The organism is Aeromonas simiae, assembly GCF_014892695.1.
Lineage (GTDB): Bacteria > Pseudomonadota > Gammaproteobacteria > Enterobacterales > Aeromonadaceae > Aeromonas > Aeromonas simiae.
Window position 1 is genome coordinate 3,365,276 of the sequence record NZ_CP040449.1, and the last position, 20,814, is coordinate 3,386,089.

21 protein-coding genes are annotated in these 20,814 nt (G+C 61.2%); 6 read left to right on the top strand and 15 right to left on the bottom strand.

Annotated features, from left to right (window positions below; translation table 11 throughout):
- Positions 1 to 19: 19 nt before the first annotated feature.
- Positions 20 to 1,207: an NO-inducible flavohemoprotein gene (hmpA, locus tag FE240_RS16035; RefSeq protein WP_193004580.1), complete on the top strand. Its 1,188-nt coding sequence runs from the start codon at positions 20 to 22 to the stop codon at positions 1,205 to 1,207.
- 38 nt (positions 1,208 to 1,245) lie between these two features.
- On the opposite strand, the gene FE240_RS16040 is transcribed toward hmpA, so the two are convergent.
- The 6 genes from FE240_RS16040 to FE240_RS16065 form a co-directional block, all read right to left on the bottom strand.
- On the bottom strand, positions 1,246 to 1,899 hold the full coding sequence (locus FE240_RS16040; protein ID WP_226798867.1) for a tetratricopeptide repeat protein: 654 nt from the start codon (positions 1,897 to 1,899) through the stop codon (positions 1,246 to 1,248).
- Between the two features lie 104 nt (positions 1,900 to 2,003).
- Complete coding sequence (gene mdh, locus FE240_RS16045) at positions 2,004 to 2,939, bottom strand: malate dehydrogenase (RefSeq protein ID WP_193002356.1); 936 nt, start codon at positions 2,937 to 2,939, stop codon at positions 2,004 to 2,006.
- Between the two features lie 208 nt (positions 2,940 to 3,147).
- Positions 3,148 to 3,810, bottom strand: coding sequence for an arginine ABC transporter permease ArtM (gene artM / locus FE240_RS16050; protein ID WP_193002358.1), 663 nt, complete (start codon positions 3,808 to 3,810; stop codon positions 3,148 to 3,150).
- Between the two features lie 2 nt (positions 3,811 to 3,812).
- Complete coding sequence (artQ, locus tag FE240_RS16055) at positions 3,813 to 4,463, bottom strand: arginine ABC transporter permease ArtQ (protein WP_042046008.1); 651 nt, start codon at positions 4,461 to 4,463, stop codon at positions 3,813 to 3,815.
- A 3-nt stretch (positions 4,464 to 4,466) separates the two neighbouring features.
- A complete protein-coding gene (locus FE240_RS16060) occupies positions 4,467 to 5,204 on the bottom strand; it encodes a lysine/arginine/ornithine ABC transporter substrate-binding protein (RefSeq protein ID WP_193002360.1) in 738 nt (245 codons plus the stop codon).
- A gap of 14 nt (positions 5,205 to 5,218) precedes the next feature.
- The gene (locus FE240_RS16065; RefSeq protein ID WP_193002362.1) at positions 5,219 to 5,959 is read right to left on the bottom strand and encodes an ATP-binding cassette domain-containing protein; all 741 of its coding nucleotides are present in this window, start codon (positions 5,957 to 5,959) and stop codon (positions 5,219 to 5,221) included.
- A gap of 199 nt (positions 5,960 to 6,158) precedes the next feature.
- Here FE240_RS16065 and argR point away from each other — a divergent pair, with 199 nt between their 5' ends.
- Positions 6,159 to 6,629 carry a transcriptional regulator ArgR gene (argR, locus tag FE240_RS16070; RefSeq protein WP_042046003.1) on the top strand — a complete coding sequence of 157 codons (471 nt, stop codon included), beginning with the start codon at positions 6,159 to 6,161 and terminating at the stop codon, positions 6,627 to 6,629.
- A gap of 59 nt (positions 6,630 to 6,688) precedes the next feature.
- Here the strand turns inward: argR and FE240_RS16075 are convergent, their stop codons facing one another.
- The 5 genes from FE240_RS16075 to glnK form a co-directional block, all read right to left on the bottom strand.
- Positions 6,689 to 7,594, bottom strand: coding sequence for a Dyp-type peroxidase (locus FE240_RS16075; RefSeq protein WP_042046002.1), 906 nt, complete (start codon positions 7,592 to 7,594; stop codon positions 6,689 to 6,691).
- 75 nt (positions 7,595 to 7,669) lie between these two features.
- The gene (locus FE240_RS16080; protein WP_193002364.1) at positions 7,670 to 8,701 is read right to left on the bottom strand and encodes an ABC transporter ATP-binding protein; all 1,032 of its coding nucleotides are present in this window, start codon (positions 8,699 to 8,701) and stop codon (positions 7,670 to 7,672) included.
- Positions 8,702 to 8,718: 17 nt separating this feature from the next.
- Positions 8,719 to 10,326 (bottom strand): ABC transporter permease, encoded by a 1,608-nt coding sequence (locus tag FE240_RS16085; protein WP_193002366.1) that lies wholly within the window; start codon positions 10,324 to 10,326, stop codon positions 8,719 to 8,721.
- Between the two features lie 36 nt (positions 10,327 to 10,362).
- Entirely contained in the window at positions 10,363 to 11,370 is a 1,008-nt protein-coding gene (locus FE240_RS16090; RefSeq protein ID WP_193002367.1) for a Fe(3+) ABC transporter substrate-binding protein, read from the bottom strand.
- Between the two features lie 170 nt (positions 11,371 to 11,540).
- A complete protein-coding gene (glnK, locus tag FE240_RS16095) occupies positions 11,541 to 11,879 on the bottom strand; it encodes a P-II family nitrogen regulator (protein ID WP_042045995.1) in 339 nt (112 codons plus the stop codon).
- A 191-nt stretch (positions 11,880 to 12,070) separates the two neighbouring features.
- Here glnK and arfB point away from each other — a divergent pair, with 191 nt between their 5' ends.
- On the top strand, positions 12,071 to 12,475 hold the full coding sequence (gene arfB, locus FE240_RS16100; RefSeq protein ID WP_042045994.1) for an alternative ribosome rescue aminoacyl-tRNA hydrolase ArfB: 405 nt from the start codon (positions 12,071 to 12,073) through the stop codon (positions 12,473 to 12,475).
- A 5-nt stretch (positions 12,476 to 12,480) separates the two neighbouring features.
- Complete coding sequence (locus FE240_RS16105) at positions 12,481 to 12,825, top strand: DUF1294 domain-containing protein (RefSeq protein WP_226798869.1); 345 nt, start codon at positions 12,481 to 12,483, stop codon at positions 12,823 to 12,825.
- A gap of 34 nt (positions 12,826 to 12,859) precedes the next feature.
- Here the strand turns inward: FE240_RS16105 and FE240_RS16110 are convergent, their stop codons facing one another.
- The 3 genes from FE240_RS16110 to pulA all read right to left on the bottom strand — a co-directional run bounded on the left by FE240_RS16110 (position 12,860) and on the right by pulA (position 18,933).
- A complete protein-coding gene (locus FE240_RS16110; RefSeq protein ID WP_193002369.1) occupies positions 12,860 to 13,636 on the bottom strand; it encodes a hypothetical protein in 777 nt (258 codons plus the stop codon).
- Positions 13,629 to 14,678, bottom strand: coding sequence for a plasmid segregation protein ParM domain-containing protein (parM, locus tag FE240_RS16115; RefSeq protein ID WP_193004583.1), 1,050 nt, complete (start codon positions 14,676 to 14,678; stop codon positions 13,629 to 13,631). The genes FE240_RS16110 and parM overlap by 8 nt, the downstream gene beginning before the upstream one ends.
- Positions 14,679 to 14,889: 211 nt before the next feature.
- The gene (gene pulA, locus FE240_RS16120; RefSeq protein WP_193002371.1) at positions 14,890 to 18,933 is read right to left on the bottom strand and encodes a pullulanase-type alpha-1,6-glucosidase; all 4,044 of its coding nucleotides are present in this window, start codon (positions 18,931 to 18,933) and stop codon (positions 14,890 to 14,892) included.
- Between the two features lie 225 nt (positions 18,934 to 19,158).
- Here pulA and FE240_RS16125 point away from each other — a divergent pair, with 225 nt between their 5' ends.
- Positions 19,159 to 19,551, top strand: coding sequence for a hypothetical protein (locus FE240_RS16125; protein WP_193002374.1), 393 nt, complete (start codon positions 19,159 to 19,161; stop codon positions 19,549 to 19,551).
- Here FE240_RS16125 and dmeF read toward each other — a convergent pair.
- Complete coding sequence (dmeF, locus tag FE240_RS16130; RefSeq protein WP_193002376.1) at positions 19,505 to 20,464, bottom strand: CDF family Co(II)/Ni(II) efflux transporter DmeF; 960 nt, start codon at positions 20,462 to 20,464, stop codon at positions 19,505 to 19,507. The genes FE240_RS16125 and dmeF overlap by 47 nt on opposite strands.
- A gap of 67 nt (positions 20,465 to 20,531) precedes the next feature.
- Between dmeF and FE240_RS16135 the strand changes: the two genes are divergently transcribed.
- Positions 20,532 to 20,807, top strand: coding sequence for a metal/formaldehyde-sensitive transcriptional repressor (locus tag FE240_RS16135; protein ID WP_193002379.1), 276 nt, complete (start codon positions 20,532 to 20,534; stop codon positions 20,805 to 20,807).
- Positions 20,808 to 20,814: the final 7 nt, after the last annotated feature.

Below are 20,814 nucleotides of genomic sequence, written 5' to 3' on the forward strand. Positions count from 1 at the left end.
CAATTAAACGGAGATCATGATGCTGGATCCACAGATCATTGCAACCATCAAGAGCACCATCCCTCTGCTGGAGTCTGCCGGGCCGGCGCTGACCCAGCACTTCTACCAGCGCATGTTCCACCACAACCCCGAGCTGAAGGATGTGTTCAATCTGGCGCATCAGCACAGCGGTGGCCAGCCGGTGGCCCTGTTCAACGCCGTGGCGGCCTATGCCCGCAACATCGACAATCTAGGCGCCCTCACCGGTGCGGTCGAGCGCATCGCGCACAAGCATACCGGTTTCATGATCCAGCCGGAACAATATCACATAGTGGGTAGCCATCTCTTAGCCACGCTCAAAGAAGTGGGCGGTGACGCGGTGAGCGACGAGATCCTGTATGCCTGGGAACAGGCCTATGGCCTGCTGGCCTCGGTCTTCATCGGCCGCGAGGAGCAACTCTATACCGAGCGCGCCGAAGCCAAAGGGGGCTGGCGTGGCGCCCGAGCCTTCATCGTGCGCGAGAAGCGGGTCGAATCCGAACTCATCACCAACTTTGTTCTGGAGCCCAAGGATGGCCAGCCGGTCATCGACTTCGTACCGGGCCAGTACCTAAGCCTGCAACTTACCCATCCAAGCCTCGCCAACACCGAGATCCGCCAGTACTCTCTCTCCGATGCACCCAACGGTCAATCCTACCGTATCAGCGTCAAACGTGAGGCCAATGGCCAGGTTTCTAACCTGCTGCACGACCAGATCCAGCAGGGCGACGAGCTGGCCGTGATGCCGCCTGCTGGGGATTTCACCCTGACTGCCGATGCACAGACCCCTGTGGTACTGCTCTCGGCCGGGGTCGGCCTCACTCCCATGCTGGCGATGCTCAATCAACTGCTGGCCGGTGAACACCAAGCGGAGATCCGTTGGTTGCACGCCTGCGAGCACGGTGGCGTGCATGCCTTCGCAGAAGAGGTGGCCAGCAAGAGCGCTACCCACCCACGGCTCGCAGCGCGTACCTGGTATCGTACCCCGCGTACCGAGGATGCAAGCCATTTCGACTTTCACGGCACCATGGATCTCGAGCAGGTCAATGACTTGCTGCCGGCCGGCGCCCACTACTACTTCTGCGGCCCCACCGGCTTCATGCAAGCCATCAAGAGCCAGCTCGTGGCACGCGGTGTTCCGAATGAACGCATCCACTACGAGTGCTTCGGCCCTCATCAAGAGCTGTAAAAGAGCAGGGGGAGTGCCACGGCACTCCCCCTTTCATATCAACGTATCGCTGCCGCCTTCTGCACCACGTTGGCCGGCATCCGCCCCTCCAACCTGGCAAGCAGGGTGCTAGCCTGGCGATGCAGCGCCTGATCGCCTATCACCGCATTGTGCAGCCAACGGTAGGCATCCTCATAATCAAGCGGGCTGCCATGACCTGCCAGCAAAAACTCGACCCACTCCAACTGGGCCTTGAGAAACCCAGCCCCCGCCGCCTCACGCAGCAGCACCTCGGCGCGCTGCAAATCTTTCTGCACCAGAGTGCCCTTCCAGTAGTAGCGCCCCAATTGCTCGAGGGCGGGAGCCAGCCCCTGATCGGCGGCATCCCACATGTACTGCACACCGAGTTCGGCATTGCGTTGGGTACAAACGCCCCATGCCAGCATGTCGCCCCACAGGAACTGATATGCGGGCAGCTTCATCACCTCGGCGCGCGCCTCGATATCTTGAGTCAGCTGGCACTTGTCCGCCTTCACCCTAGCTAGGTGCTTGCCCTGCTCAATCCAGTCGAGCAGATCATCTTGCCGGTAAATCTGTACCACCTGGAGCGACGGATCGACCGCCGGCAGCGGGGGCCGCGCCACCGGTATCTCCTCGGCAGCCTGCGCCAGCGAGAGCATGCCCCACAGGGATATCCAGAGCTTTCTCTTCATACTACCCTCCTGCTATCCCCGTTTATCGGCCGCCCGGCGTCAGGCTTGAAGCCGGAACAATGCAAAAGGGGAGCCGAAGCTCCCCTTTTTCGCGTGGCCGTGACTTACTTGACGAAGTCGATACCGAGCTGGATATCAGCCTTGAGGGTATCCAGCATGCTCGCCATGGCCTGCTGTTCGAAGGCGCTCAGCTTGCCGTAATCCAGCACGGCCTCGATACCGTTCTTGCCAAGACGTACCGGCTGGGCGAAGAAGGTAGCGTGCTCGCCGTTGCCTTCCACATAAGCGCACTCGATCACATTGGCCTCGCCTTGCAGACCCTTGATCAGCGACAGGCCAAAGCGGCAAGCCGCCTGACCCATGGAGAGGGTCGCAGAGCCGCCACCGGCCTTGGCTTCCACCACCTCGGTACCGGCGTTCTGGATGCGCTTGGTCATGGCCGCGACCTCTTCCTCGGTGAAGGAGGCCCCTTCCACTTGGGAGAGCAGCGGCAGTATGGTGGTACCACTGTGGCCACCGATGACATTGACGCGAACGTTATCGACGTTCAGCCCCTTAGCCTCGGCAACAAAGGTCTCGGCACGGATCACATCCAGCGTGGTGATACCGAACAGGCGATGCTTGTCATAGACACCGGCTTTCTTGAGCACTTCGGCCGCGATGGCTACCGTGGTGTTGACCGGGTTGGTGATAATGCCGATCAGGGCCTTCGGGCAGGTGGCTGCGCACTTTTCGATGAGGTTGCGCACGATACCGGCGTTGATGTTAAACAGGTCGGAGCGATCCATGCCGGGCTTGCGGGCCACACCGGCGGAGATCAGCACCACATCGGCGCCGACCAGGGCCGGAGTGGGATCTTCACCGCTGAACCCCTTCACCTTGACGTCGGTCGGGATGTGGCTGAGATCCACGGCAACCCCCGGGGTGACAGGCGCGATATCGTACAGGCTCAGTTCGGCGCCAGCCGGCAGACGGTTCTTCAGCAGCAGAGCAAGGGCCTGGCCGATACCACCGGCGGCACCCAGAACGGCAACTTTCATGATCAACTCCCTGTTTAAGCGTAGGTTGGAAGGCATTATGTTCTTGTGCGCCTCACCTTACTGGATCACCCCAGAAAAAACAATCTGATAACAGGGACAACTTCGGGTTCTGTGAGCCGCCGTACATGCACGCCATTTTATCGGTCTTGATTACCCAGAAATGGATATGAAACACGGTTTTTTTTCGTTTTTATGCTCGTTTGAGCGTTTACGACTGGAAACGGAGTGCCCGTTTTTCGCACCAGCGGAACATTAACGTTAACAAACCGTTCATACCCAGATAGAGGGCACCCGCGACCCCGAACACCGCCAGGGTGTCATAGGTCTGGGCATTGAGGCGCTGGGCCAGCCCCATGATATCCATGATGGTGATGGTGCTGGCGAGCGAACTCCCCTTGATCACCAGGATCACCTCGTTGGAGTAGGCCGGCACCAGTCGCCGCGCCGCATGGCGTACCTTCATCCAGAGGGTTTGCCCGGCACTCATCCCGAGTGCGCGGCACGCCTCGACCTCACCGGCCGAAATGGCGTCGAGCGCCCCCTTAAACAGGCGGGTTGAGTAGGCGGCGGTGTTAAACGCCAGGGCCAGCATGGCGCAGAACCAAGGCTGCTTGAGCCACTCCCAGAGCCAGCTCTCCTTGATCCAGACAAACTGCCCGGGGCCGTAATAGATGAGGAAGATCTGCACCAGCAGCGGAGTGCCGGTGAAGAGCAGGATCCACAGCTGTACCGCCTGAGTTAACAGCACGACCCGGCGCTCCAGCGCCCAGGTCATCAGCAGGGCCAGGGTCAGGCCAACCAGCAAGCTGGCCGCGCTCAGGCCGAGGGTGGTGGTCATGCCCTCAAGCAGGGTGATGAGATAGCCGAGCATGACTAGCCTCCGTAGCGGCGGGTATAACGGGTGGCCCGCCCCAGCAGCCACTCGCTGCACAGGGAGATGACCAGATAGATGAGGGCCGCCGTGGCGTACCAGGTAAAGGGCTCGTAGGTGCTGGCCGATGCGAGCTGGGCCTGACGCATCAGATCATTGACCCCGATGAGGGAGATTAGCGCCGTATCCTTGAGCAGCACCAGCCACTGGTTACCAAGACCCGGCAGGGCATGGCGCCATGCCTGGGGCAAGACGATACGCAAGAAAGTGCGGGTTCGCCCCAAGCCGAGTGCCCATGCCGCCTGACGCTGCCCCATCGGCACCGCATTGAGGGCACCGCGCAAGGTCTGACTGGCATAGCTGGCAAACAGCAGCGAGAGCGCCAGCACGCCGCAGGCAAACGGGCTGAACTCTACATAATCACCGGTGATGAGAAACAGCAGCTGGGTCGAGCCGAAATAGATGAAGAGCACCACCAGGATCTCGGGCAGACCGCGGATCAGCGAGGTGAACAGCGCCACCGGCCAGACCAGCAGGCGCTTACCCGACAACTCAGCGGCGCTCAGCAGTATGGCCAGCAGCAGGCCACCAATTAAAGAGGCCAGCCCCAGACCCAGGGTCATGAGGGTGGCCTGTAACAACAGTTGCAGCATGGATTAGTGGCTGAAGTACTTGTCGTAGATCTTCTGGTAGGTGCCGTTGGCCTTGACCGCCTTCAGACCCGCGTTGAGCTGGCCAAGCAGCTCGCCGTTACCCTTAGCTACCGCCATGCCAAAACCGGTACCGAAGTACTTGGTATCGGTCACCTTGTCGCCCAGCATGGCGTACTCGGGCTGCTTCTTGAGCCACTCAGCGGCCACGGCGGTGTCAGCAAAGACGGCATCGATACGGCCGTTAAGCATATCGAGGAAGGCATTCTGGTAGCTGGCATAAGGCACGCTCAGCACCCCCTTGCTGGTCCAGTTGTCCTGCACATAGGTCTGATGGGAAGTGCCGTTTTGCACGCCCACAGTCTTCTGGGTCAGGGCCTCCGGGCTCTTGAAGGCGCCCTTCTTGCTCACGAACACGGCAGAGTTCTCGTAATAGATATCAGAGAAATCGACCTGGGCTGCGCGCTCCGGCGTGATGTCCATGGCGGCAATGGCCACGTCATAACGACGGAACTTGAGGCTCGGGATCAGGCTGTCAAAGGCCTGGTTGTGGAAGGTGCACTCCAGCTTGGCCTCGGCGCAGATGGCACGAGCCAGCTCGATGTCGAAGCCCTGGAACTCGTTCTTGTCGTCGATGTACTCGAACGGCGGGTAGGTGGCTTCGGTCGCGAACTTCACTTCCTTGGCAACGGCCTGACCTGCCAGCATTCCCACGGCAGCCAACAGCAGTACGGCTTTTTTCATGACAACTTTCCTTATCAATGCTTCAAGAACTGCGCAAAGCGCTCGGTTTGCGGGGCGTCAAAAATCTCGCGTCCGCCCATTTCCACAATCTGCCCCCGCTCCAGATAGATGACCTGACTGGCGATGCGGCGGGCAAAGTCCACCTCATGGGTCACCACCACCTGGGTGATGCCGGTGCCGGCGAGGGTCCGGATGATCTCGGCCACCTCCTTGGTGATCTCGGGATCAAGGGCCGCCGTCGGCTCATCAAACAACAGGATCTGCGGATCCATCATCAGGGCACGGGCGATCGCCACCCGCTGCTGCTGGCCACCGGAGAGGCGGGCCGGCCACACGTCCTGCTTGTCAGCGAGGCGCAACTGGGCCAGCAGATAGCGTCCCTTGTCGATAGCGTCAGCACGACTCATGCCAAGTACCTTGGTCGGCGCCTCGATAAGGTTCTCCATCACGGTCAGGTGCGGCCACAGATGGTATTGCTGGAACACCATGCCCACCTTGCGCCGCAGCGCCTGACTCTGGCGAGCAAACTCTGCTGCCGACAGGGTGTTCGGGAAAGAAAATGCACTGTCGCCAATGCGCAAGGTTCCCTGATCCGGCACGTCGAGCAGATTCAGTAAACGCAGCAAAGAGCTCTTTCCGGCACCGCTCGGCCCCAGTAATACCAGGGTTTCTCCGGGCTCGGAGCGAAACGTGACCTGCTGCAATATGGTGTGTTCCTGCCACGACTTGGCGACACCGGTAAGCTCAATACCCATAGATTATTAGTGAATAAGTTTTCAGAATTAGCTTCCGATTTTAGTCCCCAGATAGGTTGATGCAAGCCATATTTGCATCAATATGCAAAACAAACCCCTATTTCTTGCGCCAGAGCCTCTCTGAATGCAGAATAAGCGGGCAAATCGGTCCGCCCGGATCCGGCCATGGCGGCCTCACTTCCTCATCTACGAGACCAAAATGAAACACAACGACAAGCAAGAAAAGCTGGCGAAGGCCTTCAAAGCTCTGCTCAAGGAAGAACGGTTTGGCTCCCAGGCGGAAATTGTTGCCGCCTTGCAGGAAATGGGTTTCGAAAACATCAACCAGTCCAAGGTATCGCGGATGCTGAGCCGCTTCGGTGCGGTGCGCACCCGCAACGCCAAGATGGAGATGGTCTACTGCCTGCCAGTGGAGCTGGGGGTGCCGACCACCTCCAGTCCACTTAAGAACCTGGTGCTAGACATCGACCACAACGGCGCCTTGGTGGTGATCCACACCAGCCCCGGTGCCGCGCAGCTGATCGCCCGCCTGCTCGACTCCCTCGGCAAGGCGGAGGGGATCCTCGGCACCATTGCCGGTGATGACACCATCTTCATCACCCCGACCAGCGACACCGACGTCGAAGAGCTCTACATGTCGGCGCTCGAGCTGTTCGAGCAGACCGCCTGAGGTGTGTTCCCCCATGAAAAAACCCGGCCTTGGCCGGGTTTTTTTGTGTCCGAGTCAGCTCAGCGGCCGGCTCGGCGCAGAAAATCGATGCTCGGCGCAAAGAAGGCGGCACCGGTCACGGCACGGGTGAAACGCAGCAGGTGATCGAAGTGACTGCCCTCGCCCTTGTACATGCTGGCCAGCATGGTATTGAAGTGCATCGGGGTACGGCAGCAGGAGATGAAATAGAGCCCCTGCTCACGCATGGTGCCCCACGGCATGCTCTGGCGCAGGATCTCCATCGACTCCCCCTTAGGGGTCTTGAGGTTAACCCGCTTGATGTGGGCGGTCAGCGGTTTGTCCTCAGATTCATACTCGATGTTGTCGACCTTGGTGCGACCGATAATGTCTTCCTGCTCTTTCAGGGCCAGTCGCTGCCAGTCAGTCAGGTTGTGTACCCAGCGCTGTACGTGCAGATAGGAGCCACCGGCGAACTCACCCTCGGCCACCAGCGCCACTTCCGGGCGATGATCGCCCTGCGGATTCTCGGTGCCATCGACAAAGCCGGTCAGATCGCGCAGGTCGAGGTTACGAAAACCGCGCTGCTCCTCGGCGATCTCCACCAACCCATCGAGCAGGGCCAGCAGGCGGTGACCGGCATGGTGCAGCACGTCGATGCGATCGGCCCGCAGTTGGACGAAGAGATCAAACGGCGTGCTCGGCGCCTCCTGGCCATTGGCCGATTGAGCCATGAAACCGCGTAGCTGGGGCGGGCGCGCTGCCGGGTAGAGGGAATCCCAAGCCTCGGCGCCGATAGCCACCAGACCGCTGAAATGCGCATCGGAAAAATCGGCCTGAACGGACTCCCACAGGGTCGGCACCTTGGCCAGACGGGCCACCAGCTCGGTCGCATCGCCGGTGCGGTTGAGCATCAGATAGAGCGCGTGCAGATTGGGCTCGGCGCAGATGCCTTGTTGTGCTTGCATATCTTCTCCCTCGTCATATGGGTCTGGCCATTATAGGCCGGCGCACCGCCCATTCCTTGCCCCAGAGCAAGGGATTCACGGCGCGGGGTCAAACAGTACCAGTGGATGGGGGGCGACGTCCACGCGCACCCGGGAGGCATGCAGCGGCTCACTACAGCTCGCCTCGAGCAGTTGCTCACCACAGGCGATCGTGACCTTGCAATGGTGGCCGAGAAACTGCTGCTCCCGCACCTCGCTGCCCGCCTCGTCCGGGATCAGCCGCAGCTGATGCGGTCGCAGCATCAATACGGCCCGCTGACCGGATGCAAGACCGTGCGGCTCACTGCCCTGCACGGGGCCAACCGGCGTCATGACGCGCCACTCATCCACCCCCTCGGCCAGCAGGTAGTTGGTGGCCCCCAAAAAGTCGGCCACGAAGCGGTTGCCGGGTCGGCGGTAGAGCCGCTCCGGCTCACCCACCTGCTCGATGTGACCGGCACGAAACAGCGCCAGCCGATCGGCAAAGGCGAACGCCTCCTCCTTGCTGTGGCTGACAAACACGGCGCCGATGCCGCGGCTCTTGAGCAGGGTGCGGATCTCGGCGATGAGCTTCATGCGCACCTGGGTGTCGATGTTGGAGAAGGGCTCGTCGAGCAGCATCAGCCGTGGCCGGCACACCAGGGCGCGGGCGATGGCCACCCGCTGCTGCTGACCGCCGGAGAGCTGGTGCGGGTAGCGGTCGGCCAGCCCTTGCAAGTTGACCAGCGCCAGCACCTGCTCGACCTCGGCGGCCTGCTCCCGCGCGGGCAGATGCGCGATGCCAAAAGCGATGTTGCCCGCCACCGTCAGGTGGGGGAAGAGCGCGTAATCCTGAAAGATCATGCCGATCTGGCGATCCTCGGGGGCGACCACACGCCCTTCCCCCTCCAGCAGGCGATCACCGAGGCGAATAGCGCCCGCAGCCAGCGGCAACAGACCGGCGATGGCCTTGAGCAGGGTGGTCTTGCCGCAACCGCTCGCCCCGAGCAGGCAGACGATCTCGTTCTCTGCGACGTGAAGAGAGAGATCCTCGAGCACGTTGCTGCCGTTATAGCGGCAACTGACCCGTTCGACGCAAAGCACAGACATCGGCAACTCCTTACAAATCAGTGGCGATCGAGCGAGCGATTGACCCAGATGAGGGGCAACAGGCCGACCAGCACGATGACGATGGCGCCGAGCGCACCGCGCTCGAGCATCTCGTCTGATACGAATTGATAGACATGGGTGGCCAGGGTCTCGAAGTTAAAGGGGCGCAGCAGCAGGGCCGCCGGCAGCTCCTTCATCGACTCGATGAACACCAACAGGGCTCCGGCCAGCAGGCCACGGCGCACCAGCGGCAGGTGTACCCGGCGCAACATGCCGGCGCTGTTCTCCCCCAGGGTGCGCGCCGCCATATCGAGGCTCGGCCCCACCTTGGCCATGCTGCTCTCCACCGAGCCGATGGCGATGGCGCAAAAACGCACTAGATAGCCGAACACGATGGCAGCCAGGGTACCGGTAAAGAGCAGCCCTGGGCCGCTTAGCCCCCACCACTGGGCAAGATCATTGAGGGCAAAATCGAGGGCGGTGAGCGGCACCAGCACACCGATGGCGAGCACGGTCCCCGGCAGGGCATAGCCAAGCGCGGCGAGGCGCAGCGGGATCAGACTCGGCACACCCCCTTCGAGGCGACGGTAAAACACCAGCAGCACCGCCACCAAGGTAGCAAGCAGGGCCACCAGAGAGGAGACCAGCAGGCTGTTGCCGGAGAAGCGCACAAACTCCGGCGTCCACGAGGGGCCGGCGTAGTCGATGGCATAACCGAGCAAGATGGCAAACGGCAGGGCAAAACCGGCCAGCACCAGTGACCAGCACCAGAGGCCGGCCAGCGAGCGGCGCAGCGGCGAAAGCGGGTAGCGCAGCGCGGCCTCCTGCCCCGTCCCTTTCTGGAACACCTGACGGCGGCGCCGGCTGAAACGCTCCAGAGCGATCAGCGCCACCACCCCCACCAGCATGAAGCAGGAGAGGGCGGCGGCGGCCGACAGACTGCCATAACCGAGCCAGGTGTCATACACCGCCGTGGTCAGGGTGTTGACGGCAAAAAAGTGCACGGTGGCAAAGTCGGCCAGCGTCTCCATCGCCACCAGCGAGGCGGCGACCATGATGGCCGGGCGTGCCAGCGGCAGACTCAGGCGAGCAAAGCTCTGCCAGGGGGAGCAACCGAGCAGGCGACTCGACTGGATCAGGCTCACCGACTGCTCCAAAAACGCGGCGCGGGCCAACAGGTAGATATAGGGAAAGAGCACCAGCGCCAGCATCCAGGCGGCGCCGCCGAGGGAGCGGATCTCAGGCAGCCGCAGATCCGGCCCGAACCAGCGGCGCAGGGCCTGTTGCAACGGGCCGGAGAAGTCGAGCAGGTCGGTATAGACGTAGGCGACGATATAAGAGGGCATCGCCATGGGTAGGATCAACGCCCACTCTAAGGCTCGCCGCCCCGGCACCTGACACATGGCCACCAACCAAGCGGTCGGCACCCCGAGCAGCAGCGAGAGGGCCACCACCAGCACCACCAGCAACAGGGTGTTGGCCACATAGGTTCCGAGTACGGTGTCGACCAGATGCGAGATCACCGCCCCGTCGGCAGACGGAGCGGAAAAGAAGAGCGCCACAATGGGCAAGGCCAGCAGCAGACCCGTGAGCCAACTGCCGGCCATCCAACCGGAATACTTCATCGGTTTCCTGACTCGGGTGAGAAAAACCCCCACACCTTACAGATCGAACTTCACTTCATCCAGCAGCGTCAGGGCATCCTTGCGCAGTCTGGCGTAATCGCTCACCGGCAGGCTGTCGGCCTTGAAATCCCCCCAGGATTTAACCAGCGGCGAGCGCTCAACCCCCGGCTTGACCGGATACTCGGTGTTGAGATCGGCGTACAGATGCTGGGCCTCATCACCGGAGAGGAACTCCATCAGCTTGACGGCGGCCTCCTTGTTCTTGGCGAACTTGGTCATGGCCATGCCACTCACGTTGACGTGGGCACCACGGTTCTGCTGGTTCGGGAAGTTGATGTAAACGGCATCGGCCCACGCCTTCTGGGCCGGATCGGCCAGCATCTTGCCAAGGTAGTAGCTGTTGCCAAGCGACAGGTCACACACCCCGTCCTTGATCGCCTTGACCTGATCCCGGTCGTTGCCCTGGGGCTTGCGCGCCAGGTTGGCCTTGAGCCCTTCCAGCCACTGCTTGGCATCCGCTTTGCCGTGGTGGGCAATCATCGAGGCCACCAGGGCCACGTTGTAGTCATTCTTACCGCTGCGCACACAGATCTTGCCCTTGTACTCGGGCTTGGCGAGATCCTCGTAGCTGATGGCATCGAGCTTGCCCAGACGATCCTTGCTCGAATAGATGGCCCGCACCCGGGTAGTGAGCGCAAACCAGCGATCGTCGGGGTCGCGCAGGGCCGCCGGAATGTTCTGCTCCAGAACCGGGCTCTGTACCGGTTGTACCAGATCCTTGTCCACCAGCTCGGTCAGGCGGCTGATGTCGGTGGTCAGCATCAGATCGGCCGGGGTCAGTTTGCCCTCACGTTGCAGGCGCTCGGTCAGCCCATCCTTGGCGAACACCAGGTTCACCTTGATACCGCTCTCCCGTTCAAACTGCGTGATGATCGGCTTGATCAGCTCATCCTGACGGTTGGAGTAGACGTTCACTTCCTGTGCGGCAAAGGCAGAAGGCGCGGCCATGGTGCAAAGGGTCAATGCCAGCAGTCTCTTTTTCATCTCAGCAGGTTCCTGGTGTGAGTTGCAAGTAGCAATAATTCGCGTTTGTATTTTGCACACTCACCGACCAGACACAAGCAAAAGCGCAGAGCGGTATCACAAAATTGCAGCACAGATAAAAAAACCGGACGGCAAGCCATCCGGTCGGTATCGTATCCGCGCCTGCGGCGTCAAAGCGCTTCGCCATCGGCCTCGCCAGTTCGGATCCGCACCGCGTGCTCCAGGTCATAGACGAAGATTTTGCCATCGCCGATCTTGCCGGTGTAGGCCGCCTTGCAGATGGCCTCGATCACCGGCTCCACATTGTCGTCAGAGGTAGCGATCTCCAGCTTCACCTTGGGCAGGAAGTCGACCTGATACTCGGCTCCGCGGTACAATTCGGTGTGGCCCTTCTGGCGGCCGAAGCCTTTGACCTCGGATACAGTCAACCCTTCGACGCCAAGTTGTGCGACGGCCTCGCGCACGTCGTCCAGTTTGAAGGGCTTGATGATGGCGGTGATGAGTTTCATCTGGTTTCTCCCAATCCTTAGGTGGTCCGGATAACCAATAAACAATTCCTGTGCCAACTTATTGATGCGCGGAGGATCTTGTCTGCCGAGCCCCTCATGGCCGGTCGCTAGCGCCAATCTGGCACCCCGTGCGCCAAAGCGACGCACCATCTTGGATCACCGCACGATAACGCACCAAAACGGAGCAAGCCATGTCCCGCCTGACCCTGCCCTGGCAGGAGCTCACCTTTCAGACCATGCGCGCCCAAGGCGCCGGTGGCCAGCACGTCAACAAGACCGAGACCGCCGTCTGGCTGCGCTTCGATTACCGCAGCTCCCCCACCCTCTCCGATCACCTCAAAGAGGGGCTGGATCGGCTGCGCGACAGCCGGGTGCATGATGGCTTCATCCTGATCCGCGCCGAAACCCATCGCAGTCAGGAGATGAACCGCCAGGAGGCGATCGACCGGCTGCACGCCCTGCTCGCCAAGGCGGCCGAACGCCCCAAGGTGCGCCATGCCACCCGCCCGACCCGCGCCTCCCAACGGCGCCGGGTCGATGCCAAGAAACGCAAGGGGGCCATCAAGGCCACCCGCCGTAACCCCGCAGGAGACTAATCTCAGTGCCCTTTCCCGTCCTGCTGGCCTTGAGTCAGCTCGCCGCCCTCCCCTTACTGACCTTCATTGGCATGTTGCCGCTGGCGGTGGCCGGCCTCTACGCCGTCATGAGCCTGCTCACCTTCTGCGTCTATGCCTGGGATAAGCGGGCAGCCCGCCTCAAGAGGAGCCGGGTGCCGGAGCGCACCCTGCACGGCTGGAGCTGGCTCGGCGGCTGGCCGGGCGCCCTGCTGGCCCGTCACTACTTGCGCCACAAATCGAGCAAGAAGGAGTACAAGCTGCCGCTGTGGCTGAGCGTTGCCGGTAATCTGCTCTTCTTCTCAGCCCTGCTCTGGCTCTGTAACCCCTAAAAGAGAAGCGCGTGACCATGGCCACGCGCTTTGCTCAGAACAGTCCTTTTTGCCGCACCCGTTGCAGCTTTTCTGCCGCCGGGGCAACGTCGTCGAGCAGCACCTCCTCGGTGCCGCCCCCGCTACGGGTCGGCTCGGCGACCGTGCCGCGCCCGCTCAGTCGCAACTGCTGCAACTGCAACGCCTGCTGCTCAGCCAGGGTACGCAACTGAGCCAACTCCTGATGCAAGCGTTCGAACTCGGCGCCCTGCGCGGCCAGCAAGGCAGCGCCATCCCCTTGGCTTCCTTGAGCAGCCTGGGCCGGTGAGGATGAGGCCAGCATGGCGCGCAGCTCCGCCAACTCACCTCGCTGCGCCTCAAGCTGGGCCAGCAGCGCCCCACTCGCGGCGCCCTCTCCGGCACTCCCCATGAGCGCCGCTAGCCGCTCCAACTGACGCGAAGAAAAGTCTGCCTCTCCCTCAGCTCCCCCCGGCGCCGCGACCGTGACGCTAGGCATGGCCGTACCGGCGGGCAACAACCCGCATTCACCTAACTCGACGAGCAGTTCAGGAAACGAACGTGACTCACGCCCCAGTGACTCGGCGACATGCTGACACAGCCGCGGGCTGAGCAGATGCAGGCGCAAGCCGGCCAGATAGACGCTGCGATGGAAGGTGCGCATCGCCACGTTAATGGAGTCGCGTTCACTGTCACTCTGGCGCAGCTTTTGATACCACTCCTGCAAGGCCAGGATGGCACGGCGATCCGCCTCACTCTGCTCCGGATTGAGGTGGATAGAGGGATTGATCCGCTTGACCGGTCCCTTATGCATCTTCCCCTACCTCAAGCAGCACCGGCTCAGCGATCGCGCTGGCCGGCTGCTGGGCATGATAGAGGCAGATCTCACGCGAGAGGGCGCTCTGCGGATTCTCCACCATCACGACCCGATCTCCCAAGGTGGCATAAGCCTCACGGATCGCCCCCTCGATCAGCGGCGCGCCGCCGCCCACCAGATAGACCCGGTTCGGGTGCTTGGCGAACTTCTTCGCCTCATAGGCAACCTGATCCCCCAGCTCACGGATCTTGGTTTCGATGCGTTGCAGGATCTCGGGAATGCGCGACTCGTCGTTGACCACGCTCTGCACGAAGCTCATGTCGTGGCGGCGCTTGATCAGCTCGTTGGCCACCAGATAGCTGGAGTCACTGTCAGCCGCAGCCAGCGCCTTGCGCGCCGCATCGGTGACCATGGCGACGCCAATCTCGTTGTTGCCGTAGATGGCCGAGACATCGTCAAACTCACCCACGATCACCCCCATGTCGAGAGTGGTGCCACCACAGTCGATCACCAGCGACTTGGTGAACTCGCTGCAATTGGCGCTCAGCAGGTGGGAAAGGGCCGCCGGCAAGCTCTCGGGCATGACCTCAACCTCCACGATCTGGAACAGCTCGCCTTTGTTGAGTTCGATGTCGCGCATCAGATTGCGACGCTTGGCCTCAATCTTGGCTTCGTTACGCTGGCAGTCGTCCGGGTTGTAGAACTCGGTGATGGGCAGCGTCACCACCAGGGAAACCGGGCGGGGTTCGAGACCGCTTTGCAGCAGGGCGTGATGCACCGCCAGCAAGTTGAGATCGTCGTACTGATACTCGATATGGGTGGTGGAGAGCGCCTTGTCGGAGGTGGCGTCGTAGGTGTACTTGGTGGTGCCTATGGTGTAGTTGAACACCTTCTGCCCGCGCAGCAGGGCCGCGCTCTTCCAATCTTTGCGAAACGAGTTGGGGGACACCACGGTCTTGAGGATCCCGTTCTCGATCCAGCTGGCCTTGACGTTGGTGGAGCCATCATCGATGGCAAATTTCATGATCTCTTGGGTCATTTGTGCATACTCGGCATGGCGGGTGCTGACCCGCAGATAACAGATAGTTACTTTAGACAAAACAGAGCGACCAGTTTCCCCGTTTTCTTAAACAAAAAAATAAAGCGCGGCAAAGCCGCGCTTTTATTACTCTCTCGGTGTTATTCCGCCCCTTGGCAAGGGAGGAATTCCACCCTGGCAGTGCCGAGTCAACTGCCAGGGCCCAAGCGAATTACTTGGCACTGCACTCCTGGATGATCATCGAACCGACCTCACCGGAGGCCTTGCTCGGATCGATCTTGAGCAGGAAGCTCCACAGACCGTTATCCAGGGCCACGCTGTTGTTACCCATGCCGCCATCACCATGCTGTAGCGGATAGAACTGCTCCGGCTCCAAGGCAATCAGCGCGCCACCTGCGTCCTTGACGAAGAACTGCTTGGTCCAGCTGTCGTCATCATTGGCAAACTTGAAGTCGAAGCTGCCTTCGTAGTTGAACACGGCCTGGTAGATGGCCAGATCACCGTCCATCCCCTTGTAGCGCAGCTGGTACTCTGGCTTCGGATTCCAGCCGCTCAAGCTGCCGCGCACAAAGAGCGGATAGCCAAGCGGATCACCTGCCACGGTATCGAGCACCTTGCAGCTTTGCAGCGGCTCGGTGTAGCTGACGCTTAAGGTCGGCTTGTCCTTGTTCATCGCAGTGAACACGAACTTGTAGGTGCCCGCCTTGGTGATCTCAAACGGTAGATTGCCGCCATCGTGGCACATGGTCAGTGGCGTCCCTACAACCAGCTTGTCTCCATCGTTGCAAATGCCATAGTTAGCAACGGACCAGCCAGAATCAGCCACCTTCACTTCGGTGCTACCCAACTGCTCCTCGGTCACCTCAGTGGTGAACTCGTACATGAAGTTGCTGGTAAATATCAGCGGATTCTTGTCTCCAAAGAGGGGATCCTGGAAGCCCTTAAGGAACAGCTCGGTCTCACCAAACGGCGGTACCGTGCTCAGATCCACCTTCTTGCTGACCGGCAGACCGCTGCCTTGTGCACCCACCTGCGGCTTGACGAAGACGGCCGCAGACCAGGGGCCCAGGGTGAGCTTGCCGCCGCTGACGGCTGCATCCTTGGCGATACTGTCGCTGTCGCGGTGAGCCGAACTCAGCACCATGCCGCTGAGATCGATCGGATTATCGTCACCATCGCGGAAGTCACCGATGCTCTGAGACGCGTTGGTCGCGTTGATCATCACCACCAGGCCATCGATAGTCGAGTCCAGATCGGAGCCCGCCTTGACACCGTCATCCACGCTCATCACGATGAGACCCGGAACCTGCTCAGGCCCAGTGTTGCGGAAGTCGACCCGCTTAATCACCTCAGCACCGCTGCCAAGACGCAGCAGGCGGGAGGATTGCCGCAGCTCGGCCAGCTCCTGGTAGAAGCTCACCATGGTGGTCATATCAGCCGGGGCCGGCTTGTTATGCAGGCCAAGCACCTTCTCGATCAACGGATAGTTGTCACCATCCTTGTCACTGCGCGGCAACCCCTTGTTGAAGTTGTTGTCTTGCAGCGTGTAGTCGACCTTGTTGTACCAGTCACCTGAGTCATAGCTGTCACGTTCCATGGACTTGGAGCGCAACAGTTCAACACCGGCGTGAGTGAAGGGGATAGCTTGACCCAGCATAGCGGTGGCCAGCGAAACGCCCTGCATCCGCACCAGATCGGCCCCTTCCGGCGCCTTATAGACCAGGTTATCGAACAGGGTCTGGTTGTCGTGCTTGTCGACATAGTTCTGGATTTCGGTCGGATCCTGAGCGTAACCGGCGGCCTGACCGTTGTAGTCGATGTCGCTCCCCTTACGCGGCATGCCATCCTTATCGGTCAGGATGAAATCCTTGAGGTTACCGGCCATGCCAAGGCGAACCAAGTCAGCCTGATGCAGCGCCGTAGCTTCATCCACCTTGTTGGCTTCGTTCGGAGCGACGAAGGCGCCGTTACCGAAGCCCTGGGTTTCACGAATGGCGTCGCCACCATCAAACGGGCTACCGCCGCGCACCGCGTCACGCAGGCGATCGGAGAAGGAGCCGATACCGGTGCCGGCCAGGTGCTTCTGGGTCGCCTGCTCGAAGCGGGCGTCATCCTGCACTTCACCGAAGTTCCAGCCTTCACCGTAGAAGTACATCTCGGGATTGACCTTCTTCACCGCCGCCAGCGCTTCAACCATCTGCGCCTTGGGGTGGTGACCCATCAGGTCGAAGCGGAAAGCATCGATCTTATAGTCACGGGCCCAGGTCACCAGGGAGTCGTCCATCAGCTTGGCGAACATGGCGTGTTCCGGCGCCGTATTGGAGCAGCAGGTGGAGTTCTCGACCGAGCCGGTTTCCGGGTTCAGGCGCTGGTAGTACCAGGGGACAATCTTGTCGAGCACGGACTTGCTGCCAAGACCGGCCTCATTGGTGTGGTTGTAGACCACGTCCATCACCACGTTCATACCGATGTTCTGCTTGATGGCCATGACCATCTCGCGGAACTCCTTGATCCGGGCAGTGCCCTCGGCATCGGTTGCATAGGAGCCTTCCGGCACCGTGTAGTGATAGGGGTCATAACCCCAGTTGAAGGAGTCAAAACCACGGATGTAGCTATACAGCGACTGGGCTTGATTGCTGCTGGGGTCCAGGCTCTCGAGCACCTGGCCGACCGTCTGGCCGCCGCCACAATAACCGGAGAAGCTGGAGCTCTTCACATCCGGGTTGACCTCGCACAGCTTGCTGAAGTCGTCGCTGAGGTTGGCCACCTTGGCCGGATCCTCGTTGACGGTGGCAATGTCGAACACCGGCAGCAGGTGCAGGTGGCTGACGCCGGACTTGGCCAGCGACTTCAGGTGCTGTACCGGCTTGCTCTCGCCTTCGGTCAGGCCGACGAACTTGCCGCGATGCTCAGCCGGGGTGGACTCATCGTTACCGGTGAGGTCACGCACGTGCGCCTCATAGATAACGATGTCGGCCGGATTAGCCTGACTGTGCGGAGCCTTGAGGCTGTCCCAACCGGCGGGCTTGAGATCCGGATCGTTGAGATCCACCACCTGACTGAACTCGGAGTTCATCGCCAGGCTCAGTGAGTAGGGGTCGGTCACCTCATAGTGCTCAACCTTACGGCTGACCGGGTGGTAGACCTCCATGTCGTAGCGATAGTACTGACCGATCAGGTCGCTGCCGCCTTCATAGCTCCAGCTACCGCTGGCGCTGTCGAAGGTCATGGCCACATCGCCGCTCTTCTGGTGGTTGGCGTCATAGAGTGCCAGCTTGACCGACTTGGCGGTCGGCGCCCAAACGCGGAACTGCACCTTGCTGCCATCGACCACGGCGCCGTACTGGAGCGCCTTGGCGGCATCCGAGTAGAGGGCGTCGAGAGCACCGGCGCTTTGCACCAGGGTGGCGGACTGCAAGACGCCGTTGGCGTCGGTGGCGATAGCCACCAGCTCGCCCTTGAGTATGCCCTTGAGATCCTGGTCAGCCGGCAGACGGAAGGCGGCCTTGCCCTTGAGGTGCGGGTACTTGGCCTGCTGGGCCTCGCTCAGCTCGGTGGCGTTGAGTTTGATGTAGGGGAAGTCAAACACCCCTTCACTGTTGGCCTGGATGGTACCGGATTCGCTGTAGTAGAGGCGAACCAGCGGCTGGCCCTTGCCCCCTTCCCAGATCAGGGTGCTGTCGTCGATAAGGTGAGCACTGGCACCGGCCACCCCGAAGGAGGCGGTGAACGCCTCGGCGCGGCTGCCGTAGATGGTGCCCTTGCCCGCCACGATGGCGATGGTACGGTCAGGGTGCTCGGCGAAGTCGAGCTTCATGTCCTGACCGGTCAGGTTACCGAGGTCGCTGTTACGGGCGATGAAGTTGATGCAACCTTCCAGCTTGGACAAGGGCACCACCCAGGTGGGGCCAAAGCTATCGGAGGTCTCCGGGGTCTTAGACTTGTCATCCCAACTGCTGTTGAGTCCGGCCGGATCGGTCGAGGAGCAAGCCTCGTTGTTCCACAGGTGCAGGCTCCAGTCGGCGTAGGCGGCATCGACACCACGCGCGGCGAGGCCAGAGGTGTTTACATAGGAGATCACCGCTTCGTTGTCGCTGGCGGTCAGCGCTTCACTGGGAGGGGTGACTTGAGGAAGATGGGCTTGGGGATCGTCCGTCTGGCCTCCGTTACTGCTGGAGGAGCTGCCATTACAGCCTGCCAATAAGGCAAGCAGTGACACTGTCGCCAGCGCCACTTTGGTCTTTTTCATATCCATGTCGTTGTTATTCCCGCTGTAGTTTGTCGTCGGATCTGTGTGTCCGCCCGCGCCTGAAACGACCGGCACGGGATAGCGCACATACTAGTCAGAGCCCATCAGGACGAACGTGACTGAAACCTTTTTCAAAGGAACCTTGTAATTTTTTTGTAATAAAAACTCGAGTCAGGTCACAGACTTGCCGCAGGGAAGAGGGATGCTTCATGAAGGCAGTAGGAGGGGGCGATGAACAAACACAAAGAGCAGGCCGAGCGCCTGGATCAGGAGTATGCGGCGCTGCAGCGCTTGTTTAGCCATTTCTGCATTGAGGCGGGCAGCCTCTGCGGACAATATGGCTGGCTGAGCTGGCCCGACTACGAGGACGAGCCCTCCCAGTCACGGCAATTCAGCCTGCTCGGCGAGTCGCGTTGGCTAGTGCTGCAATGCCGCCCCAGCCCGAGCGGCGAGCTGCTCGGGCACATGCAGATCCGCGATGAGGGCAACCAGGTGCTGGCCGCCCTCACCCTGCATGCGGACGGGCGGTTACAACTGGAGGCGGGCCATCTGCTCGACGACCCGCCGGCGCTGCTGCTCAGGCTGTTGCTGGCAGCCCTGCACCATCTTCCCCCCGCTGGCTGATCTCGACCGTGATGTGCACCAGCTCCTCGTGTATCGAGAGCCGCCGCCGCATCTCGTCGGCGCTCAGCGGCTGCTCGGTATGCAGCGAAAGCATGCAGACATAACGGGCCTGCCCGACCCGCCAGACATGCAGATCGCGCAAGGTGGCCCCTTCTGGCGCTGCGGCCACGATCGCGCGGATCTCCTCCACGACAGGCGCATCCATCTCGGCATCGAGCAGTACCCGCCCGGTCTGACGCAGCAGCCCCACCGCCCAGATCCCGACCAGGGCCGCACCGACGAGCCCCATCACCGGATCGAGCCAACTAGCCCCCCACCACAATCCACCGCACAGGGCGATGATCGCCAGCACTGAGGTGGCAGCATCGGCCAGTACATGGATGTAGGCAGCCCTGAGGTTCAGATCCTCGTGCTCATGCTCGTGGTGATGGTCATGACTGTGCGGATGATCGTGGTCGTGGTGATGGTCATCCTTGAGCAGCCAGGCGCAGGCTAGGTTGACGAGCAGCCCAAGCAGCGCCACCGCAATCGCCTGTTGGTACTGGATCGCACTCGGATTGAGCAGCCGCTCGGTGGACTCCACCAGCATCAGCAGCGCCACTCCCACCAACATCAGCGCACTGGTAAAACCGCCTAACACCTCGATCTTCCAAGTTCCGAAGCTGAACCTGTGGTCACGGGCAAAGTGACGAGCCGCCCGATAGGCGAGGATCGCCAACCCGAGTGCCAGTGCATGGGAGCTCATGTGCCAGCCGTCGGCCAGCAGCGCCATCGAGTTAAACCACCAGCCACCCCCGATCTCGGCCACCATCATGACCAGAGTAAGCAACACGGCCCAGCGGGTCTTACGCTCGGCTAAGGGGTTCCCCTCATTGACCAAGGGGGCATAACAAGGGAAGGGGTGGGCATGCATGTTGGCGGCTCCAGTCTCATGAAATATACTCCCCCCCAGTATACTCTCACACCACTGGAGCGCCTAGATGTCCCACACCATCCACGACAAGAAGAAGCTGCTGGCCAGGGTACGCCGGATCCGTGGTCAGGCCGGCGCCCTCGAGCAGGCCCTTGAGCAAGGGGGGGAGTGCGGGGCCATCTTGCAACAGATCGCTGCCATCCGCGGCGCCGTCAACGGTCTGATGATGGAGGTGCTGGAAGGACACATGCGCGAGCACCTGATGGATGAAGCGGCCAGCCAGGAGCAACGCCAGCAGGATCTCGAGCAGATCAGCCGGGTGCTGCGCTCTTACTTAAAATAAGGGACAA